We start from the raw sequence: 16,675 nt of genomic DNA, 5'->3' as shown, positions 1-16,675 counted from the left end.
GGCGTAAGCTCCCGGGGACTCTCTCATTTGCCGCCTTCCCACAACTTGAATTATTTAGGCTAGTGTCAGGTTGCTCGAGTGATTTGATGTAGTCATAAATCGCCAATTGTGACTGAACCTTACGGCGGTTTCCACGTGGCACGTAGCGATTACTCAGTTCTTTATCAATGTAACGGGCTTTCACCGTATCGCTGAACAGGATCTCTATAATATCCAGCACGCGTTGCTTAAGGCGTGGATCGAGAAGCGGTGTGGCAACTTCGATACGATAATCGATGTTTCTCGTCATCCAGTCTGCGGAGGAGAGGTAAACCTGTTTATCACCGCTGTTTTCGAATATATAGACCCGGTCGTGTTCAAGGTAGCGGTCAACGATACTGATGACGCGAATATTGTCACTGATACCTTCCAGATTCGGGATCAGGGAGCACATACCGCGGATCAACAAATTGACCTGCACACCTGAGCCTGATGCCGCATAGAGGCGGTCAACCAGGCCTTTATCAACCAGGTTATTCAGTTTTAACGTGATGCCGGAAGGCTTACCTTGCTGTGCATTGGCAATCTCTTTATCGATCATTCCGTACAGCAGACGTCGTGAGTTTTGCGGGGAAACCAGCAGGTAATCGAAAGTTACCGGACGATACGGATTTTCAATAAAGTTAAATACCCGGCGGACTTCGTTGGTAATGCGCGAATCGGCAGTCAGTAAAGAGTAGTCGGTATACAATCGTGCCGTTTTTTCGTTGAAGTTACCCGTCCCGATATGCGCGTAGCGCACGACTTCATCGCCTTCTTTACGTGAGATCAGGAATAGCTTGGCGTGAATTTTCAGCCCTGGCGCGGAGAAGATAACATGTACGCCTGCTTCGGTAAGACGCTTGGCCCAGTGAATGTTAGCTTCTTCATCAAAACGTGCCTGCAATTCCACCACCACGGTGACTTTTTTACTGTTGTGTGCGGCATGAATCATCGCGTCGATGATGCGAGAGTCTTTTGCCACGCGATAGATGTTAATTTTTATCGCCAGCACGCTCGGGTCGAAGGAGGCCTGTCGCAGTAATTCAAGTACGTGCTCAAAAGTGTGGTACGGATAATAAAGCAGAACATCGCGTTCACGGATCGCGTCAAAGCCGTTACGAAATTTCTCGTTATCAAACCAGATATGGCGCAGCCGGGGCAGCGGTTTGTTCACCAGATTGGCTTTGCCAACGTTAGGGAAGTTAATAAAGTCTTTGAAGTTATGGTAACGACCACCGGGAACTATCGAGTCATAGCGAGAAATGGTCAATTTTTCACGCAGAACCTCAACCAGCGCATTCGGCATATCGCGTTGATACACAAAGCGCACGGGTTCTGCGGTCAGACGCTGCTTCAGACTGGATGACATGAGTTCCATCAGGCTGGATTCCATCTCGTGCACCAAATCGTATTCGGCATCGCGGGTCATTTTCATCGAATAGGCATTCAGCGCATCGTAATCAAAGAACCCTTTGAAAATATCATCCAAGCAATAACGTAAGATGTTATCCAGCAAAATCATTGGTTTGCGGCGGCGCGGCGTTTCCGGCGGCAAATTCACAAAGCGGGGAACCTTGTCGGACGGAATTTCCAGCAGAGCATAACGAATGGTATCGCCGCGAATGATCTCCACGGCCAGATAGGTATAGTCGTCTTTTAAAAACTGAACTAAATCTGTCTCGCGGTTAATCAGGATCGGCGTGATGTGCTGGCGAAGGTATTGCTTGAAGTAATGGCGTAACCAGCTCTGTTGATTCACTGATAACTGGCGTTCATTGATTAAGAAGATCTGGTTGCGCGCCATCTCCAGCAGTAATTCATTGTACAGGCCGTCAAATTCCTGATCGGCTTTCAATACGCGGGCCTGGATTTTGCCTAACAGATGGCGGGAGTGGGAGTTTGAACCCTGTTCTTCGCTAATAATGATACGGCGCTTCAGTTCGGCAAAACGAACTTTGTAAAACTCGTCAAGATTATTGGAATAGATGCCTAAGAAACGCATCCGTTCAATCAACGGGTTTGATTTATCAGCAGCTTCCTGGAGTACACGTTCATTGAACGCTAACCAGCTGAGTTCTTTCTCGATGTATAGCTTTTCCTGACCCATTACCACTTTTACTCCGTTTCATTCACGGGACACTACCGATTTATTATGGCGAGCTTTGCTCTCAGATGTCCAACTGTGCCAGAAAAGTATGACAATAAACCGTCTGGTAGCAAAGAGAAAGGGGAAGAGTAGATGCGCCATCGGGCAAGCTGGGGCTTCATGGCCGGATGGTGACATCATTGCGTCCTATCCGGCCATGTGAGGGACTTTTATTCGTCAGCGGCATAGCCTTGTGGTGAAAGGCGATTGCCGTCCAGCCAGGCCGCGTTATCGCGCATTTTCAGGCGACCGTCGGTAAACCAGCTCACCACCAGCGGATAAATGGCGTGTTCCTGCGCCTGAACGCGGGCAGTAACATCATCTTCGCTGTCACCGTCAAAAACCGGAACCTTCGCTTGCAGAATAACCGGGCCACCGTCGAGTTCATCGGTCACGAAATGAACGGAGGTTCCATGTTCTTCATCACCGTTTTCCAGCACCTGACGGTGGGTATGCAGGCCGGGATATTTAGGTAACAGGGAAGGGTGGATATTGAGTAAGCGTCCGGCATAGTGGTCGACAAATGCCGGGCTGAGGATGCGCATATATCCGGCCAGCACCACCACATCCGGTGCATAAGCATCTATCTCTTTTATCAGTTCCCGATCGAATGCTTCTCGGCTGGCAAACTGGCCTGCTTCCAGCGAATGTGCCGGAATAGTTGCCTCTCGTGCACGTTCAAGGCCGAACGCGTCGGCCTTGTTACTAAATACTGCACGTATGGTGCCATTGATTTTTTTCTGTTTGCAGGCGTCAATTATCGCCTGCAAATTGCTTCCGTTGCCGGAAATGAGCACCACGATGTTTTTCATTCAATAACCACACGCTGTTCGGAATCAGAAGCTTTGATGATACCGATTCTCCAAGCGTTTTCACCTTTCTCATTCAGCAGGGCGAGTGCTTTTTCCACTTCAGTTTCCGGCAAGGCAATGACCATACCTACGCCGCAGTTGAAGGTACGATACATCTCGTGCTGGCTGACGTTACCTGTGGTTTGCAGCCAGTTGAAGACGGCTGGCCATTGCCATGAGGATTCGTCGATGACCGCCTGCGTGTTATCTGGCAGTACGCGCGGAATATTTTCCCAGAAACCGCCGCCGGTCAGGTGTGCGATAGCATGCACATCGACCTTCTCGATCAGTTCCAGAATGGATTTCACATAGATGCGTGTCGGCGCCAGTAAGTGGTCGGCCAGTGGTTTTCCTTCCAGTTCGGTCGTTTCCGGGTCACAACCGCTGACTTCCACGATTTTACGCACCAGGGAATAACCGTTGGAGTGTGGGCCGCTGGAGCCGAGTGCAATCAGCACATCGCCATCAGCTACTTTTGAACCGTCGATAATTTCTGATTTCTCTACTACCCCAACGCAGAAGCCGGCCACGTCGTAATCTTCGCCGTGATACATCCCCGGCATTTCAGCGGTTTCCCCGCCGACCAGCGCACAACCAGACTGCAGACATCCCTCAGCAATACCGTTAATCACGCTGGCAGCGGTATCCACATCCAGTTTGCCGGTAGCGTAGTAATCGAGGAAAAACAGCGGTTCAGCGCCCTGAACCACGAGGTCGTTAACGCACATCGCCACCAGGTCAATACCAATGGTGTCATGGCGTTTTAGATCCATTGCCAGACGCAGTTTTGTACCTACGCCATCAGTGCCGGAAACCAGTACAGGTTCACGATATTTTTGCGGCAATGCGCACAGCGCGCCGAAGCCACCCAATCCACCCATAACTTCCGGGCGACGAGTTTTCTTCACTACGCCTTTGATTCGATCAACCAGAGCATTACCTGCGTCAATATCAACACCGGCATCTTTATAGCTAAGAGAGGTTTTATCGGTCACTGCTTGGGTCCCCACGCGTTAACTTGCGGTAGCAATTAAATTCGGCGCAATTCTAACAGGGAAAGCAAACGTTTGCGAGCCTGCTCTGCAACGACTTTTTTCTGCTGTTTTTTCCAGCGTTTGACCTTTTCAATAGCACAATAAACCGCAACCCGACGATGCTGGATACGTGTTAACGGGTGTGAGTCTGATGAACAATATTCAGAAAATCTTTTTTGTGGCTTCAATACGTCATACAGACCAGAAGATAATGCTTATATAATTCAATATATTGATACTATTTTCCGTCAAGACTGTGGCCTTGTTTTATACTCATCTCCCGAACGCAAATGACTTTGGTTGATCCATATCAAGCGTATGCAGTGTTGCGCCAGAGAGGAAAAGCGGTATAATCCGGCGATTTTTTTGTGGTTGCCACTCGTCTGAGGAAAGGAGAAGAGTATGAAGATCGTGGAAGTCAAACACCCACTCGTCAAACACAAGCTGGGACTGATGCGTGAAAATGACATCAGCACTAAACGCTTTCGTGAACTCGCCTCGGAAGTTGGCAGCCTGCTGACCTATGAAGCAACCGCTGGTCTGGAAACCGAAAAGGTAACCATCGAAGGCTGGAATGGCCCGGTTGAAGTAGACCAAATTAAAGGTAAAAAAATCACTGTTGTACCAATCCTGCGTGCGGGCCTGGGTATGATGGAAGGCGTACTGGAAAACGTTCCGAGTGCGCGTATCAGCGTAGTTGGCATGTACCGTAACGAAGAGACTCTGGAGCCGGTACCGTACTTCCAGAAGCTGGTTTCTAATATTGATGAGCGTATGGCGCTGATCGTCGATCCGATGCTGGCCACTGGCGGTTCCGTTATCGCCACCATCGACCTGCTGAAAAATGCGGGCTGCAGCAGCATTAAAGTACTGGTGCTGGTAGCCGCACCGGAAGGTATCGCGGCACTGGAAAAAGCGCACCCGGATGTTGAGCTATATACCGCATCTATCGACCAGGGGCTGAACGAGCAAGGATACATTATTCCGGGACTCGGCGATGCTGGCGATAAGATTTTTGGTACTAAGTAAATGAATAAATAAAAAGAAGCCGACTTTAAGAGTCGGCTTTTTTTTGAATAAAACAACCTAATCACTAATAACAAACAACACTCAGAGGAAAACACTATGACGCGCCGTGCTATCGGGGTGAGTGAGAGACCGCCGCTTTTACAGACGATCCCGCTTAGTTTGCAGCACCTGTTCGCCATGTTTGGTGCAACGGTACTGGTGCCTGTCCTGTTTCATATCAACCCGGCAACTGTCCTGCTGTTTAACGGTATTGGTACACTGCTGTATCTCTTCATTTGTAAAGGCAAAATTCCTGCCTATCTGGGGTCCAGCTTCGCGTTTATTTCTCCGGTATTGCTGTTGCTACCGCTTGGGTATGAAGTGGCGCTCGGTGGTTTTATTATGTGCGGCGTTCTGTTCTGCCTGGTTTCTTTCATCGTTAAGAAAGCAGGGACCGGCTGGCTGGATGTGATGTTCCCGCCTGCGGCCATGGGCGCAATCGTTGCCGTTATCGGTCTGGAACTGGCTGGCGTTGCAGCTGGTATGGCTGGTTTGCTTCCTGCAGAGGGGCAAATGCCAGATTCCAAAACAATTATCATCTCTATGGTAACGCTGGCGGTAACTGTTTTTGGTTCAGTACTGTTCCGTGGCTTTATGGCCATTATCCCCATTCTGATTGGTGTACTGGCGGGTTATGCGCTCTCCTTTGTGATGGGCGTTGTGGATACCACGCCGATTGCTCAGGCTCACTGGTTTGCTCTGCCGACCTTCTACACACCACGCTTTGAATGGGTTGCCATTCTGACCATCCTGCCTGCGGCACTGGTAGTTATTGCTGAACACGTAGGGCATTTGGTGGTAACGGCGAATATCGTGAAAAAAGATTTGATTCGCGATCCTGGACTGCATCGCTCGATGTTCGCCAACGGTCTGTCGACGGTGATCTCTGGCTTCTTTGGATCCACGCCTAACACCACTTACGGCGAAAACATCGGCGTGATGGCCATTACCCGTGTATACAGTACCTGGGTTATTGGCGGTGCGGCTATTTTTGCCATTCTGCTCTCCTGCGTCGGTAAACTGGCTGCCGCGATTCAGATTATCCCGCTACCGGTGATGGGCGGTGTGTCGCTGCTGCTGTACGGAGTTATCGGCGCATCTGGTATTCGCGTGTTGATCGAATCGAAAGTTGATTACAACAAAGCGCAAAACCTGATCCTGACGTCGGTTATTTTGATTATCGGTGTGAGTGGTGCAAAGGTTCACATTGGTGCCGCTGAACTGAAAGGGATGGCACTGGCGACTATTGTCGGCGTATGCCTGAGCCTGATCTTCAAAGCGATTAGCTTGCTGCGTCCGGAGGAAGTTGTCCTCGACGCCAAAGATGCAGAAGACACCCCGCAACACTAAGTCTTTGACCGGGCAGCGACGCTGCCCGGTTCTATCACGACGCATTTCTGTGGTAAACTCAACGCGATTTTATGAAATCCTGGGTTGAGGTATCTCTGAACACACCGGCACAGCTCTCTCTGCCACTTTATCTTCCTGACGATGAAACTTTCGCGAGTTTCTGGCCGGGGGATAACTCCTCTCTACTGGCTGCACTGCAAAACGTGCTGCGTCAGGAACATAGCGGGTATATCTATCTCTGGTCGCGCGAAGGCGCGGGCCGTAGCCATTTGCTGCATGCAGCATGCGCCGAGTTGTCTCAGCGCGGCGATGCGGTAGGTTATGTACCACTGGACAAACGTACCTGGTTCGTACCGGAAGTGCTTGACGGTATGGAACATCTGTCACTGGTGTGTATTGATAACATCGAATGCGTTGCCGGGGATTCCCTGTGGGAAATGGCTATTTTTGATCTCTACAACCGTATTCTTGAGTCAGGGAAAACCCGGCTGCTGATCACCGGCGATCGCCCGCCAAGACAGCTGAATCTGGGACTACCGGATCTTGCTTCGCGCCTGGACTGGGGACAAATCTATAAGCTGCAGCCGCTCTCGGATGAAGACAAGCTTCAGGCTTTGCAACTACGTGCCAGATTACGCGGGTTCGAACTTCCGGAAGATGTGGGGCGCTTTCTGTTAAAACGACTGGATCGGGAAATGCGCACTTTGTTTATGACACTGGATCAACTCGACCACGCATCGATCACCGCTCAGCGCAAACTAACTATTCCGTTCGTCAAAGAGATTTTAAAACTGTAAGCACCGCAACCGGAAAGGCTGCGGTGTTATTTGATGTTAATCGATGATTTCCAGTACTTGTTCCGGCGGACGACCAATTCTCGCCTGACCGTTTGCCACCACAATCGGGCGCTCCATCAATTTCGGGTTTTTCACCATCGCCTCAATCAACACATCTTCACTCAGACTACTGTCCGCCAGGTTAAGTGATTTGTAGAGATCTTCTTTCTGGCGCATTAATTCGCGAGCGCTGGACATTCCCAGCATCTGCAGCAGTTCACGCAGGGTTGCTGCGTCAGCAGGTGTCTCCAGATAAAGCACCACTTCCGGTTCTACACCGTTGGACTTCAGTAACTCCAGCGTTTCGCGGCTCTTTGAGCAGCGTGGGTTATGGTAGATTTTAATCGCGTCTGACATTGTGTTTTCCTGTTACATCTTCGTATACGGTTTAAAACGCTCTTGCAACTGGCGTAGCTGGTCGATACGGGCGTCGTATCTGGCCTGTTGCTGGCTTCCCAGTTTCACCTGCGAGCTTGCACTGCTGAGCATAGAGATGGCCTGGTCAAGACGCCCCGCCAGGGCATACCCTTCCGCACGTGCCGCCAGCTCCTGATCGCGGTTATTCAGGGTGGCTTCCGTTTGTGCTAACAAATCCCAGCCGTTAGCGTCATCTTTATTGTTAAACGTATAACGATTGAGGATGGTTGCGGCCTCTTTGGCTTGTCCGCCCTGTAAATATGCATTCGCCAGATTAAGTTGCAATACCGGATTTACGCGCAGGTCGCGCGCATTTTTCAGGCGATTAATGGCATCGCTGGTTTTCTTCTGGCCGAGATCGATATCCGTAGCCAGGTCGAGATACCAGGCATTGTTAGGGTCTGCAGCCAGCAGAGGCTGCAGCGCTTTACGCGCCTCGTCATATTTACTGGCTTCCATCGCCTGTAGCGCCCGACCATATTGTGCAGCCCGCTGTTCACGGACATTGCCTTTCGACCAGTTATCCAGCAGGTCGCTGGTTAGCTGGTTGCGGCCAGAATTATACATCCCCAGGGTTCGTGCTTTTGCCAGATAAAATTCTTCAGACGATTGCACCACGGCTGGACGCATCTGGTTAGCTCGGTTACGTGCATCCGCCAGACGACTTTCTGGCAGGGGGTGAGTCAGCAGAATTTCAGGTGGACGTGTGGAGTAACGAGCCTGGTCGAGCAGTTTCTCCAGGAACGTTGGCATTGCTTGCGGATCAAAACCTGAGCGCTGCAGTACCTGAATACCAATACGATCCGCTTCCTGTTCATTCTGTTGGGTGAAGCTGATCATCCCCTGACGCGTTCCCGCCAGGGTGCCGGTAAGGGCTGCCATCCCCGCCTGCGGACTGGCCATTGCTAATAAAATTGAACCCAGTGCGCCTACCCATGTCAGCGGGGCGGTACGTTTTTGATCTTCCATGGCGCGCGCCAGGTGGCGCTGCGTGACGTGGGAGATTTCGTGCGCCATTACCGAGGCCAGTTGGCTTTCGTTATCGGAATAGCGAAAGAGTGCGGAGTGCAGAACAACGTTGCCGCCAAAAAAAGCAAAGGCGTTAATTTCGTCGTTATTAATCAAAAAGAAATGGAACGGGGTTTTTACTGAGTCTGCGTGGGATACCAGGCGCATCCCCAGAGTATTAATATATTGGGTCAGCAGCGGGTCGTTAATTAACGGCGCACTGCCGCGCAGTTGGCGCACGTAATAGTCGCCCATCTGCATTTCCTGACCGATGGAGAGTGTGCTCCCTGCTGAGGTCCCCATATCGGGTAACGTGTCCGCAGTATCAGCAAATGCGGGCGCGACCTGACCGATAGTTAGTGCAGCAATGAGGGTAGCAACCAGGTTTTTTTTCAACTGCCTGAACATAACCTCTGTCCTGTATTCATGGAGATAGCCATTTTGACCCGTGCTGCGAAGTATCGTTCACACTCCGGCAGCATTCGGAGTGTAACTGCGAAATCCTGCGATGAACACCCAGGAAGAATGTCTTTTCACTTTTCGGAATGAGTCATAAAAAGCGAAGTCTTTTTTGTGACATTTCGATACAATTCGGGATCGCAATCCCGCTATTGAGGTTCATGGAAGGGTTTTATGCTCGAAATGCTGATGCAATGGTATCGCCGCCGCTTTAGCGACCCAGAGGCTATTGCCTTGTTGGTTATCCTGGTTGCCGGTTTTGGTATTCTTTTTTTCTTTAGCGGTCTGTTAGCACCGCTGCTGGTCGCGATTGTGCTGGCTTACCTGCTTGAATGGCCGACAGTGCGTCTGGAAAATATCGGCTGTTCCCGACCCTGGGCGACATCCATTGTGCTGGTGGTGTTTGTCGGTATCTTGCTACTGATGGCGTTCGTGGTGATGCCTGTCGCGTGGCAGCAGGGGATTTATCTGATACGTGATATGCCCGGCATGCTGAATAAGCTTTCTGACTTTGCCGCAACCTTACCACGACGTTATCCGGCGCTGATGGACGCTGGCATTATTGATGCGATGGCGGAGAATATGCGCTCGCGGATGCTCACGATGGGCGACTCGGTGGTGAAATATTCTGTGGCCTCCCTGGTCGGATTACTGACACTGGCGGTGTATCTGGTTCTCGTGCCGTTGATGGTGTTCTTCCTGGTGAAAGACAAAGGGCAGATGCTGAATGCTGTGCGTCGGGTGTTGCCGCGTAATCGCGGGCTGGCGGGGCAGGTCTGGAAAGAGATGAATCAGCAAATCACTAACTACATTCGTGGCAAAGTGCTCGAAATGGTGGTGGTGGGGGTTGCGACCTGGCTTGGCTTCCTGCTGTTTGGCCTCAACTATTCTCTGCTATTGGCGGTGCTGGTCGGGTTCTCAGTCCTGATCCCGTATATCGGCGCCTTTGTGGTGACGATTCCGGTGGTTGGTGTGGCACTGTTCCAGTTTGGTCTCGGGACCGAATTCTGGAGCTGTTTTGCCGTGTACCTGATAATCCAGGCGCTGGATGGCAATCTGCTGGTCCCTGTACTTTTCTCCGAGGCTGTAAATCTGCATCCGTTGGTGATTATTCTGTCAGTGGTTATTTTCGGCGGTCTCTGGGGCTTTTGGGGCGTATTCTTTGCTATTCCGCTGGCGACGCTAATTAAAGCGGTAGTTCATGCCTGGCCGGATGGTCAGACGATTGACGAATCCTAATCAGGATGCTGTGGCGGCGCAATGCCGCCGGGTATCCATATTCTCTATTTGAATTATGCAGGTTGCTGCATGACAAGGAAGGTTATGAACTGTTCAATTCTTAATCTGACGCTGTTCCAACGTGGACACGTTTACGCACCTGAAGATCTGGGACTACAGGATATACTGGTTTCTGATGGCAAAATTGTTGCTGTTGCGCCCACAATCGTTGCAGAAGATTTTCCTGGCTGCCAGTGTATCAATCTTGATGGTGCTATTGTTTGTCCGGGGTTTATCGATCAGCACGTCCATCTGATCGGTGGCGGCGGGGAAGCTGGGCCACATACCCGCACGCCGGAGGTACGTCTGTCGCGCCTGGTTGAAGCAGGTATTACTTCGGTTGTGGGATTACTGGGAACTGACGGCATCACCCGCCACCCGGAGTCGCTGTTGGCTAAAACCCGAGCTCTGGAGTATGAAGGCATCAGCGCCTGGATGCTAACCGGCGCTTACTCTTTACCTTCGCCGACTATTACCGGCAGTATTGAACGCGATGTGGCATTGATCGATAAAGTGATTGGGGTTAAATGTGCAGTTTCCGACCATCGATCATCTGCCCCGAATACAGCAGTGCTGGCGAATATGGCGGCTCAGTCGCGCGTAGGTGGATTGCTGGGACAAAAACCAGGGATCAGCGTATTCCATATGGGTGACAGTCCGCGCATGCTGGAGTCGTTGTATGACATTCTGAACAGCAGTGATGTACCTGTCACCAAGCTGTTGCCAACGCATGTTAACCGTGCGGAGCCGCTGTTTCAGGCCGCGTTAGAGTATGCCCGCAAAGGCGGTTATATCGACATCACCAGCAGTATTGATGAGCCTGTCTCCCCGGCAATGGCTATTGCTACTGCGCTGCGCCATGAAGTTCCACTGTCGCGTATTACCCTGAGTTCAGATGGTAATGGCAGCCAGCCGGAATTTGATGAACACGGTAATCTGACGGGGATTGGTGTAGCCGGATTCGAATCACTTGCTGATACGGTGCGCCAATTGGTGAAGGTTCATGCCATACCGTTGGAGCTGGCGCTACGTCCGCTGACACGCACAGTAGCGGAGTTCCTTGGGTTTGAGCATAAAGGCCGTCTGGCGGTCGGATGTGATGCGGATATTCTGGTACTAAACGACGAGCTGGAAGTTTATCACCTCTGGGCGAAGGGGGTTGCGGTAGTGAGAGAGAAGAAAGCATGCGTTAAAGGTACATTTGAGTAGATAGCGGTTGTGCCGGATGGCGGTGTAAAAGCCTAATCCGGCACAATGTACATCAGGCGTTTTCTTTCAACCAGTTCATGACCACATCGTGGTGATTGCTGGTTTTGAAATCATCAAACACGTGTTCGATTTTACCCTCGGCATCAATCAGGAAGCTGATGCGATGGATGCCATCGTAGGTTTTTCCCATAAACGATTTCTCACCCCAGACACCGAACTGCTCGCATACCTGATGATCTTCATCGGACAGGAGCGTGAAGTTAAGCACTTCTTTTTCAGCAAATCGGGAAAGCTTTTCAGGTTTATCGGTGCTGATCCCCAGGACTTCAACACCTGCTTTTTTTAACTGATCCATGTTATCGCGTAAGCCGCAGGCTTGCACGGTACAGCCCGGCGTCATGGCTTTCGGGTAGAAATAAACCAGAACACGCTGTCCCTGGAAGTCGGTTAAATTTACTTGTTCTCCGTCTTGGTCCGGCAAGCTAAATTTCGGTGCGATATCACCGGCTTTCAGTGGGTTCATTACTTAACTCCATCCTGTTCATCATGCTGTGAGTAATTGACGACGTTAATACTGCCTTGCGCATTGAGTTCTGTACAGAGTGCTTTAAAGGCATCCTCAATATTTGCCGAATCGTGTGACGCGGGACTATGTGCCGTGATTTGGATAAACAGTTGTGCAGACTTTCCGTTTTCAGCCGGTTGTGTGCGAGAAACCAGTTCCGCGATATTCATTTGGTGACTGTCAAAAAGTGCGGTAAAGCGTTCTATCAGATGGGGAGAGTCGGGGACATCGACCTGCACCCATACCGTGGCGGGCATCGCCGGACGGGGGCGAGCAGTCGTTCGCTTCATCACAATCAATAAATCCAGCTCTGCACCTTTCAACGGCAAGGTTGATTCAATCAGGGTTATGGCATTCCAGGTACCGGATAACAGCATAATAAAAGTAAACTCGTCACCTAGCATGGCCAGTCGGCTGTCTTCAATATTACAGCCACAACTGCTGACATGACGAGTGATGGTGTTCACAATTCCCGGGCGATCAGCACCCAGCGCAGTAATGACCAGATAGTGTTGCGATGACGGTGTCAAACCTGTTCTTCCTTTGAGAGGTGAGGTAATCATAAGGAAAGCATAAAAAAAACATGCATACAACAATCAGAAGGGCTATGGTCGCTTGCTTTTATTGTCGTACCAAACGTACCATTGAGACACTTGTTTGCACAGAGGATGGCCCATGTTCACGGGAAGTATTGTCGCGCTTATTACGCCGATGGATGAGAAAGGTAAAGTCTGCCGGTCGAGCCTGAAAAAACTGATTGATTATCATGTCGCCAGCGGCACCTCGGCGATCGTTTCGGTTGGCACCACCGGTGAGTCCGCCACGTTGAGTCATGATGAGCATGGCGACGTGGTAATGATGACGCTGGAGCTGGCCGACGGGCGTATTCCGGTGATTGCCGGAACCGGCGCCAATGCGACCGCAGAAGCCATTAGTCTGACGCAGCGTTTCAACGACAGTGGTATTGTCGGCTGCCTGACGGTGACGCCTTACTACAACCGCCCAACCCAGGAAGGCCTGTTCCAGCATTTCAAAGCCATCGCTGAACATACTGACCTGCCGCAAATTCTGTATAATGTGCCGTCCCGTACTGGCTGCGATATGCTGCCGGAAACCGTTGGTCGTCTGGCGAAAGTAAAAAATATTGTCGCTATCAAAGAGGCCACAGGGAACTTAAGTCGTGTTCACCAGATCAAAGAGCTGGTTTCAGACGATTTTATTCTGCTCAGCGGTGATGACGCGACCGGGCTGGACTTTATTCAGCTTGGTGGTCATGGCGTGATTTCTGTTACGTCTAACGTAGCGGCACGTGATATGGCTGAAATGTGCAAACTGGCGGCAGAAGGGCACTTTGCCGAGGCGCGGGTGATCAATCAGCGTCTGATGCCGTTACACAACAAACTATTTGTCGAACCCAATCCTATCCCGGTGAAATGGGCATGTAAGGAGTTGGGACTTGTGGCGACCGATACACTGCGTCTGCCGATGACGCCAATCACGGACGATGCTCGTGATATCGTCAAAGCGGCGCTTAAGCATGCCGGTTTGCTGTAAAGTTTAGGGAGATTTGATGGCTTACTCAGTACAAAAGTCGCGCCTGGCCAAGGTTGCGGGTGTTTCGCTTGTTATGTTGCTCGCGGCCTGTAGTTCTGATTCGCGCTATAAGCGCCAGGTGAGCGGTGACGAATCCTATCTGGAGGCTGCACCGCTTGCTGAGCTTCACGCGCCAGCTGGGATGATTCTGCCGATAACCGCAGGTGACTATAATATCCCGGTTACTAACGGCAGTGGTGCCGTGGGTAAAGCGCTGGATATTCGCCCACCGGCTCAGCCGTTAGCATTAGTCAGTGGCGCACGTACCCAGATTGCGGGTGATACGGCAACATTGCTGGTGGAAAATGGCCGTGCCAACACTCTGTGGCCGCAGGTTGTCAGCGTGATTCAGTCTAAAAATTACACTATCACCAAACGCGATGATGCCAGCCAGACGCTGACTACCGATTGGGTTGACTGGAACCGTCTGGATGAAGACGAACAGTACCGTGGACGTTATCAAATCTCGGTTAAACCGCAGGGCTATCAGCAAGCGGTGACGGTGAAGCTGGTTAACCTCGAACAGGCCGGTAAGCCAGTAGCTGATGCGGCGTCAATGCAGCGCTATAGCGCTGAGATGATGAACGTCATCTCTGCGGGTCTGGATAAGAACGCCACCGATGCTGCGAATGCCGCGCAGAACCGCTCTGCAGCAACTATGGATGTCCAGAGTGCTGCCGATGACACCGGTTTACCGATGTTGGTCGTTCGTGGACCGTTCAACGTGGTGTGGCAACGTCTGCCGGCGGCTCTTGAGAAAGTGGGCATGAAAGTGACCGACAGCACCCGTTCTCAGGGCAGTTTCGCCGTGACCTACAAACCACTGTCTGACAGCGGTTGGCAGGAACTGGGCGCAACCGATCCGGGTCTGGTATCCGGTGACTACAAACTGCAGGTCGGTGATTTAGACAACCGCAGCAGTATGCAGTTTATCGATCCGAAGGGACACACCCTGACGCAAAGCCAGAACGACGCGCTGGTTGCCGTCTTCCAGGCAGCTTTCAGTAAGTAAAAATAAAGGGCTGGAGTAATCCAGCCTTTTTTTCTGATATGATACGCAAACGTGTGCGTCAGCAGAAAAGCGCAATATTTATCGTTAATTCACACCCAGGAGTAATAAAGATGCAAAAGCAAGCTGAGTTGTATCGTGGTAAAGCGAAGACCGTATACAGCACGGAAAACCCGGACCTGTTGGTGCTCGAATTCCGCAATGATACGTCAGCAGGGGATGGCGCGCGCATTGAACAGTTTGATCGTAAAGGTATGGTGAACAATAAATTCAACCATTTCATTATGACTAAGCTGGAAGAAGCGGGTATTCCTACCCAAATGGAGCGACTGCTTTCTGATACCGAATGTCTGGTGAAAAAACTGGAGATGGTACCGGTTGAGTGCGTGGTGCGTAACCGTGCGGCAGGTTCTCTGGTGAAGCGTTTAGGCGTTGAGGAAGGTATTGAACTGAATCCGCCGCTGTTTGATCTGTTCCTGAAAAATGATGCAATGCACGACCCGATGATTAACGATTCTTACTGCGAAACTTTTGGTTGGGTGAGCAAAGAGAATCTGGCACGTATGAAAGAGCTGACCTACAAGGCCAATGACGTGCTGAAGAAAATGTTTGATGACGCAGGCCTGATTCTGGTCGACTTCAAACTTGAGTTTGGCTTGTATAAAGGCGAAGTCGTTCTGGGTGATGAATTCTCTCCGGATGGTAGCCGCCTGTGGGATAAAGAAACCCTGGATAAAATGGATAAAGATCGCTTCCGCCAGAGTCTGGGCGGCCTGATCGAAGCCTATGAAGCCGTCGCGCATCGCCTGGGCGTGAAGTTAGACTGATCCCTCCTTCGAGCCGGCGATCGCTCACCGGCTCATCAATCATACCTATTTGATTACTGTTTCTTATGGTAATCCTGTTCCGAACCGCCTACGATCATCATCATAATGAATAAAAAGTTGAGGTGATTATGCGCTGGCAAGGGCGTCGTGAAAGTGACAATGTAGAAGACAGACGTAATAGCTCTGGTGGCGGTCCTTCTATGGGCGGGCCAGGTTTTCGTTTGCCAAGTGGTAAAGGCGGCATCATCCTGCTGATTGTGGTGCTCGTGGCAGGGTATTACGGCGTGGATCTCACCGGATTAATGACAGGCCAACCCGTTTCACAAGAACAATCAACGCGCTCCATCAGTCCCAACGATGATGAAGCAGCCAAATTTACCTCGGTGATTCTGGCGACAACGGAAGATACCTGGGGGCAGCAGTTTGAAAAAATGGGCCGTACCTATCAGCAACCCAGGCTGGTGATGTATCGTGGTTCCATGCGTACCGGTTGCGGAGTGGGTCAGTCCATTATGGGACCGTTTTATTGCCCAGCTGACGGTACTGTTTATATCGACCTCTCATTCTATGACGACATGAAAAATAAGCTGGGCGCTGATGGTGATTTTGCTCAGGGCTATGTCATTGCGCATGAAGTGGGTCACCATGTGCAGAAACTGCTGGGTATCGAGCCAAAGATTCGCCAGATGCAACAGAACGCCTCACAGGCTGAAGTGAATCGACTTTCCGTGCGTATGGAACTGCAGGCGGATTGCTTTGCCGGCGTCTGGGGGCACAGTATGCAACAGCAAGGTGTGCTGGAATCAGGTGATCTGGAAGAAGCGTTGAACGCCGCACAGGCCATTGGCGACGATCGCCTGCAGCAGCAGGGGCAAGGACGGGTGGTGCCGGACAGCTTTACGCACGGGAGCTCTGAACAGCGTCTTACCTGGTTTAAGCGAGGCTTTGATAGCGGCGATCCGGCGCAATGCAATACCTTTGGTAAAGGCATGTAAGATATTGAG

General features: G+C 51.1%; 15 protein-coding genes and 1 pseudogene. 9 read left to right on the top strand and 7 right to left on the bottom strand.

The genetic code is table 11. The features are described from left to right. Nucleotides 1–64 precede the first annotated feature (64 nt). The 3 genes and pseudogenes from ppk1 to purM all read right to left on the bottom strand — a co-directional run. Nucleotides 65–2,128: pseudogene (ppk1, locus tag OGY01_RS01120) on the bottom strand (polyphosphate kinase 1); the annotation flags it as partial. A 209-nt stretch (nt 2,129–2,337) separates the two neighbouring features. After that, a complete protein-coding gene (gene purN / locus OGY01_RS01115; RefSeq protein ID WP_045446086.1) occupies nt 2,338–2,979 on the bottom strand; it encodes a phosphoribosylglycinamide formyltransferase in 642 nt (213 codons plus the stop codon). Next, nucleotides 2,976–4,013: a phosphoribosylformylglycinamidine cyclo-ligase gene (purM, locus tag OGY01_RS01110; protein WP_286492264.1), complete on the bottom strand. Its 1,038-nt coding sequence runs from the start codon at nt 4,011–4,013 to the stop codon at nt 2,976–2,978. The genes purN and purM overlap by 4 nt, the downstream gene beginning before the upstream one ends. 441 nt (nt 4,014–4,454) lie before the next feature. Between purM and upp the strand changes: the two genes are divergently transcribed. From upp to OGY01_RS01095, 3 genes are all read left to right on the top strand, one after another. Then, nucleotides 4,455–5,081: a uracil phosphoribosyltransferase gene (gene upp, locus OGY01_RS01105; protein WP_045446080.1), complete on the top strand. Its 627-nt coding sequence runs from the start codon at nt 4,455–4,457 to the stop codon at nt 5,079–5,081. Nucleotides 5,082–5,177: 96 nt separating this feature from the next. After that, nucleotides 5,178–6,470, top strand: coding sequence for a uracil permease (gene uraA / locus OGY01_RS01100; RefSeq protein WP_045446077.1), 1,293 nt, complete (start codon nt 5,178–5,180; stop codon nt 6,468–6,470). A gap of 95 nt (nt 6,471–6,565) precedes the next feature. Beyond that, nucleotides 6,566–7,267, top strand: coding sequence for a DnaA inactivator Hda (locus tag OGY01_RS01095; RefSeq protein WP_223307030.1), 702 nt, complete (start codon nt 6,566–6,568; stop codon nt 7,265–7,267). Between the two features lie 36 nt (nt 7,268–7,303). Here the strand turns inward: OGY01_RS01095 and arsC are convergent, their stop codons facing one another. Both arsC and bepA read right to left on the bottom strand, forming a co-directional pair. After that, nucleotides 7,304–7,663: an arsenate reductase (glutaredoxin) gene (arsC, locus tag OGY01_RS01090; RefSeq protein WP_045446071.1), complete on the bottom strand. Its 360-nt coding sequence runs from the start codon at nt 7,661–7,663 to the stop codon at nt 7,304–7,306. 12 nt (nt 7,664–7,675) lie between these two features. After that, nucleotides 7,676–9,139: a beta-barrel assembly-enhancing protease gene (gene bepA, locus OGY01_RS01085; RefSeq protein ID WP_200010300.1), complete on the bottom strand. Its 1,464-nt coding sequence runs from the start codon at nt 9,137–9,139 to the stop codon at nt 7,676–7,678. A 225-nt stretch (nt 9,140–9,364) separates the two neighbouring features. Here bepA and OGY01_RS01080 point away from each other — a divergent pair, with 225 nt between their 5' ends. Beyond that, the gene (locus OGY01_RS01080) at nt 9,365–10,429 is read left to right on the top strand and encodes an AI-2E family transporter (protein WP_045446065.1); all 1,065 of its coding nucleotides are present in this window, start codon (nt 9,365–9,367) and stop codon (nt 10,427–10,429) included. 84 nt (nt 10,430–10,513) lie between these two features. Then, a complete protein-coding gene (iadA, locus tag OGY01_RS01075; protein ID WP_286492261.1) occupies nt 10,514–11,677 on the top strand; it encodes a beta-aspartyl-peptidase in 1,164 nt (387 codons plus the stop codon). A 52-nt stretch (nt 11,678–11,729) separates the two neighbouring features. Here iadA and bcp read toward each other — a convergent pair whose 3' ends face one another. Both bcp and OGY01_RS01065 read right to left on the bottom strand, forming a co-directional pair. Further along, complete coding sequence (gene bcp / locus OGY01_RS01070; protein WP_006683508.1) at nt 11,730–12,200, bottom strand: thioredoxin-dependent thiol peroxidase; 471 nt, start codon at nt 12,198–12,200, stop codon at nt 11,730–11,732. Continuing rightward, nucleotides 12,200–12,772: a glycine cleavage system transcriptional repressor gene (locus tag OGY01_RS01065; RefSeq protein WP_197086121.1), complete on the bottom strand. Its 573-nt coding sequence runs from the start codon at nt 12,770–12,772 to the stop codon at nt 12,200–12,202. Before OGY01_RS01065 ends, bcp begins: the two co-directional genes overlap by 1 nt. A gap of 145 nt (nt 12,773–12,917) precedes the next feature. Between OGY01_RS01065 and dapA the strand changes: the two genes are divergently transcribed. The 4 genes from dapA to ypfJ all read left to right on the top strand — a co-directional run bounded on the left by dapA (nt 12,918) and on the right by ypfJ (nt 16,666). Beyond that, nucleotides 12,918–13,796, top strand: a complete 879-nt coding sequence (gene dapA, locus OGY01_RS01060) for a 4-hydroxy-tetrahydrodipicolinate synthase (RefSeq protein ID WP_286492260.1) — start codon at nt 12,918–12,920, stop codon at nt 13,794–13,796. Between the two features lie 16 nt (nt 13,797–13,812). Beyond that, complete coding sequence (bamC, locus tag OGY01_RS01055) at nt 13,813–14,847, top strand: outer membrane protein assembly factor BamC (protein ID WP_045446053.1); 1,035 nt, start codon at nt 13,813–13,815, stop codon at nt 14,845–14,847. Between the two features lie 110 nt (nt 14,848–14,957). After that, nucleotides 14,958–15,671, top strand: coding sequence for a phosphoribosylaminoimidazolesuccinocarboxamide synthase (gene purC, locus OGY01_RS01050; RefSeq protein ID WP_045446050.1), 714 nt, complete (start codon nt 14,958–14,960; stop codon nt 15,669–15,671). Between the two features lie 128 nt (nt 15,672–15,799). Further along, on the top strand, nt 15,800–16,666 hold the full coding sequence (gene ypfJ, locus OGY01_RS01045) for a KPN_02809 family neutral zinc metallopeptidase (protein WP_045446047.1): 867 nt from the start codon (nt 15,800–15,802) through the stop codon (nt 16,664–16,666). The last annotated feature ends 9 nt before the right edge of the window (nt 16,667–16,675 follow it).

It is taken from the genome of Citrobacter sp. Cm038 (genome assembly GCF_030333105.1).
In the GTDB taxonomy this organism is placed as follows: domain Bacteria; phylum Pseudomonadota; class Gammaproteobacteria; order Enterobacterales; family Enterobacteriaceae; genus Citrobacter; species Citrobacter murliniae.
This window is presented reverse-complemented; position numbering and strand designations above follow the sequence as displayed.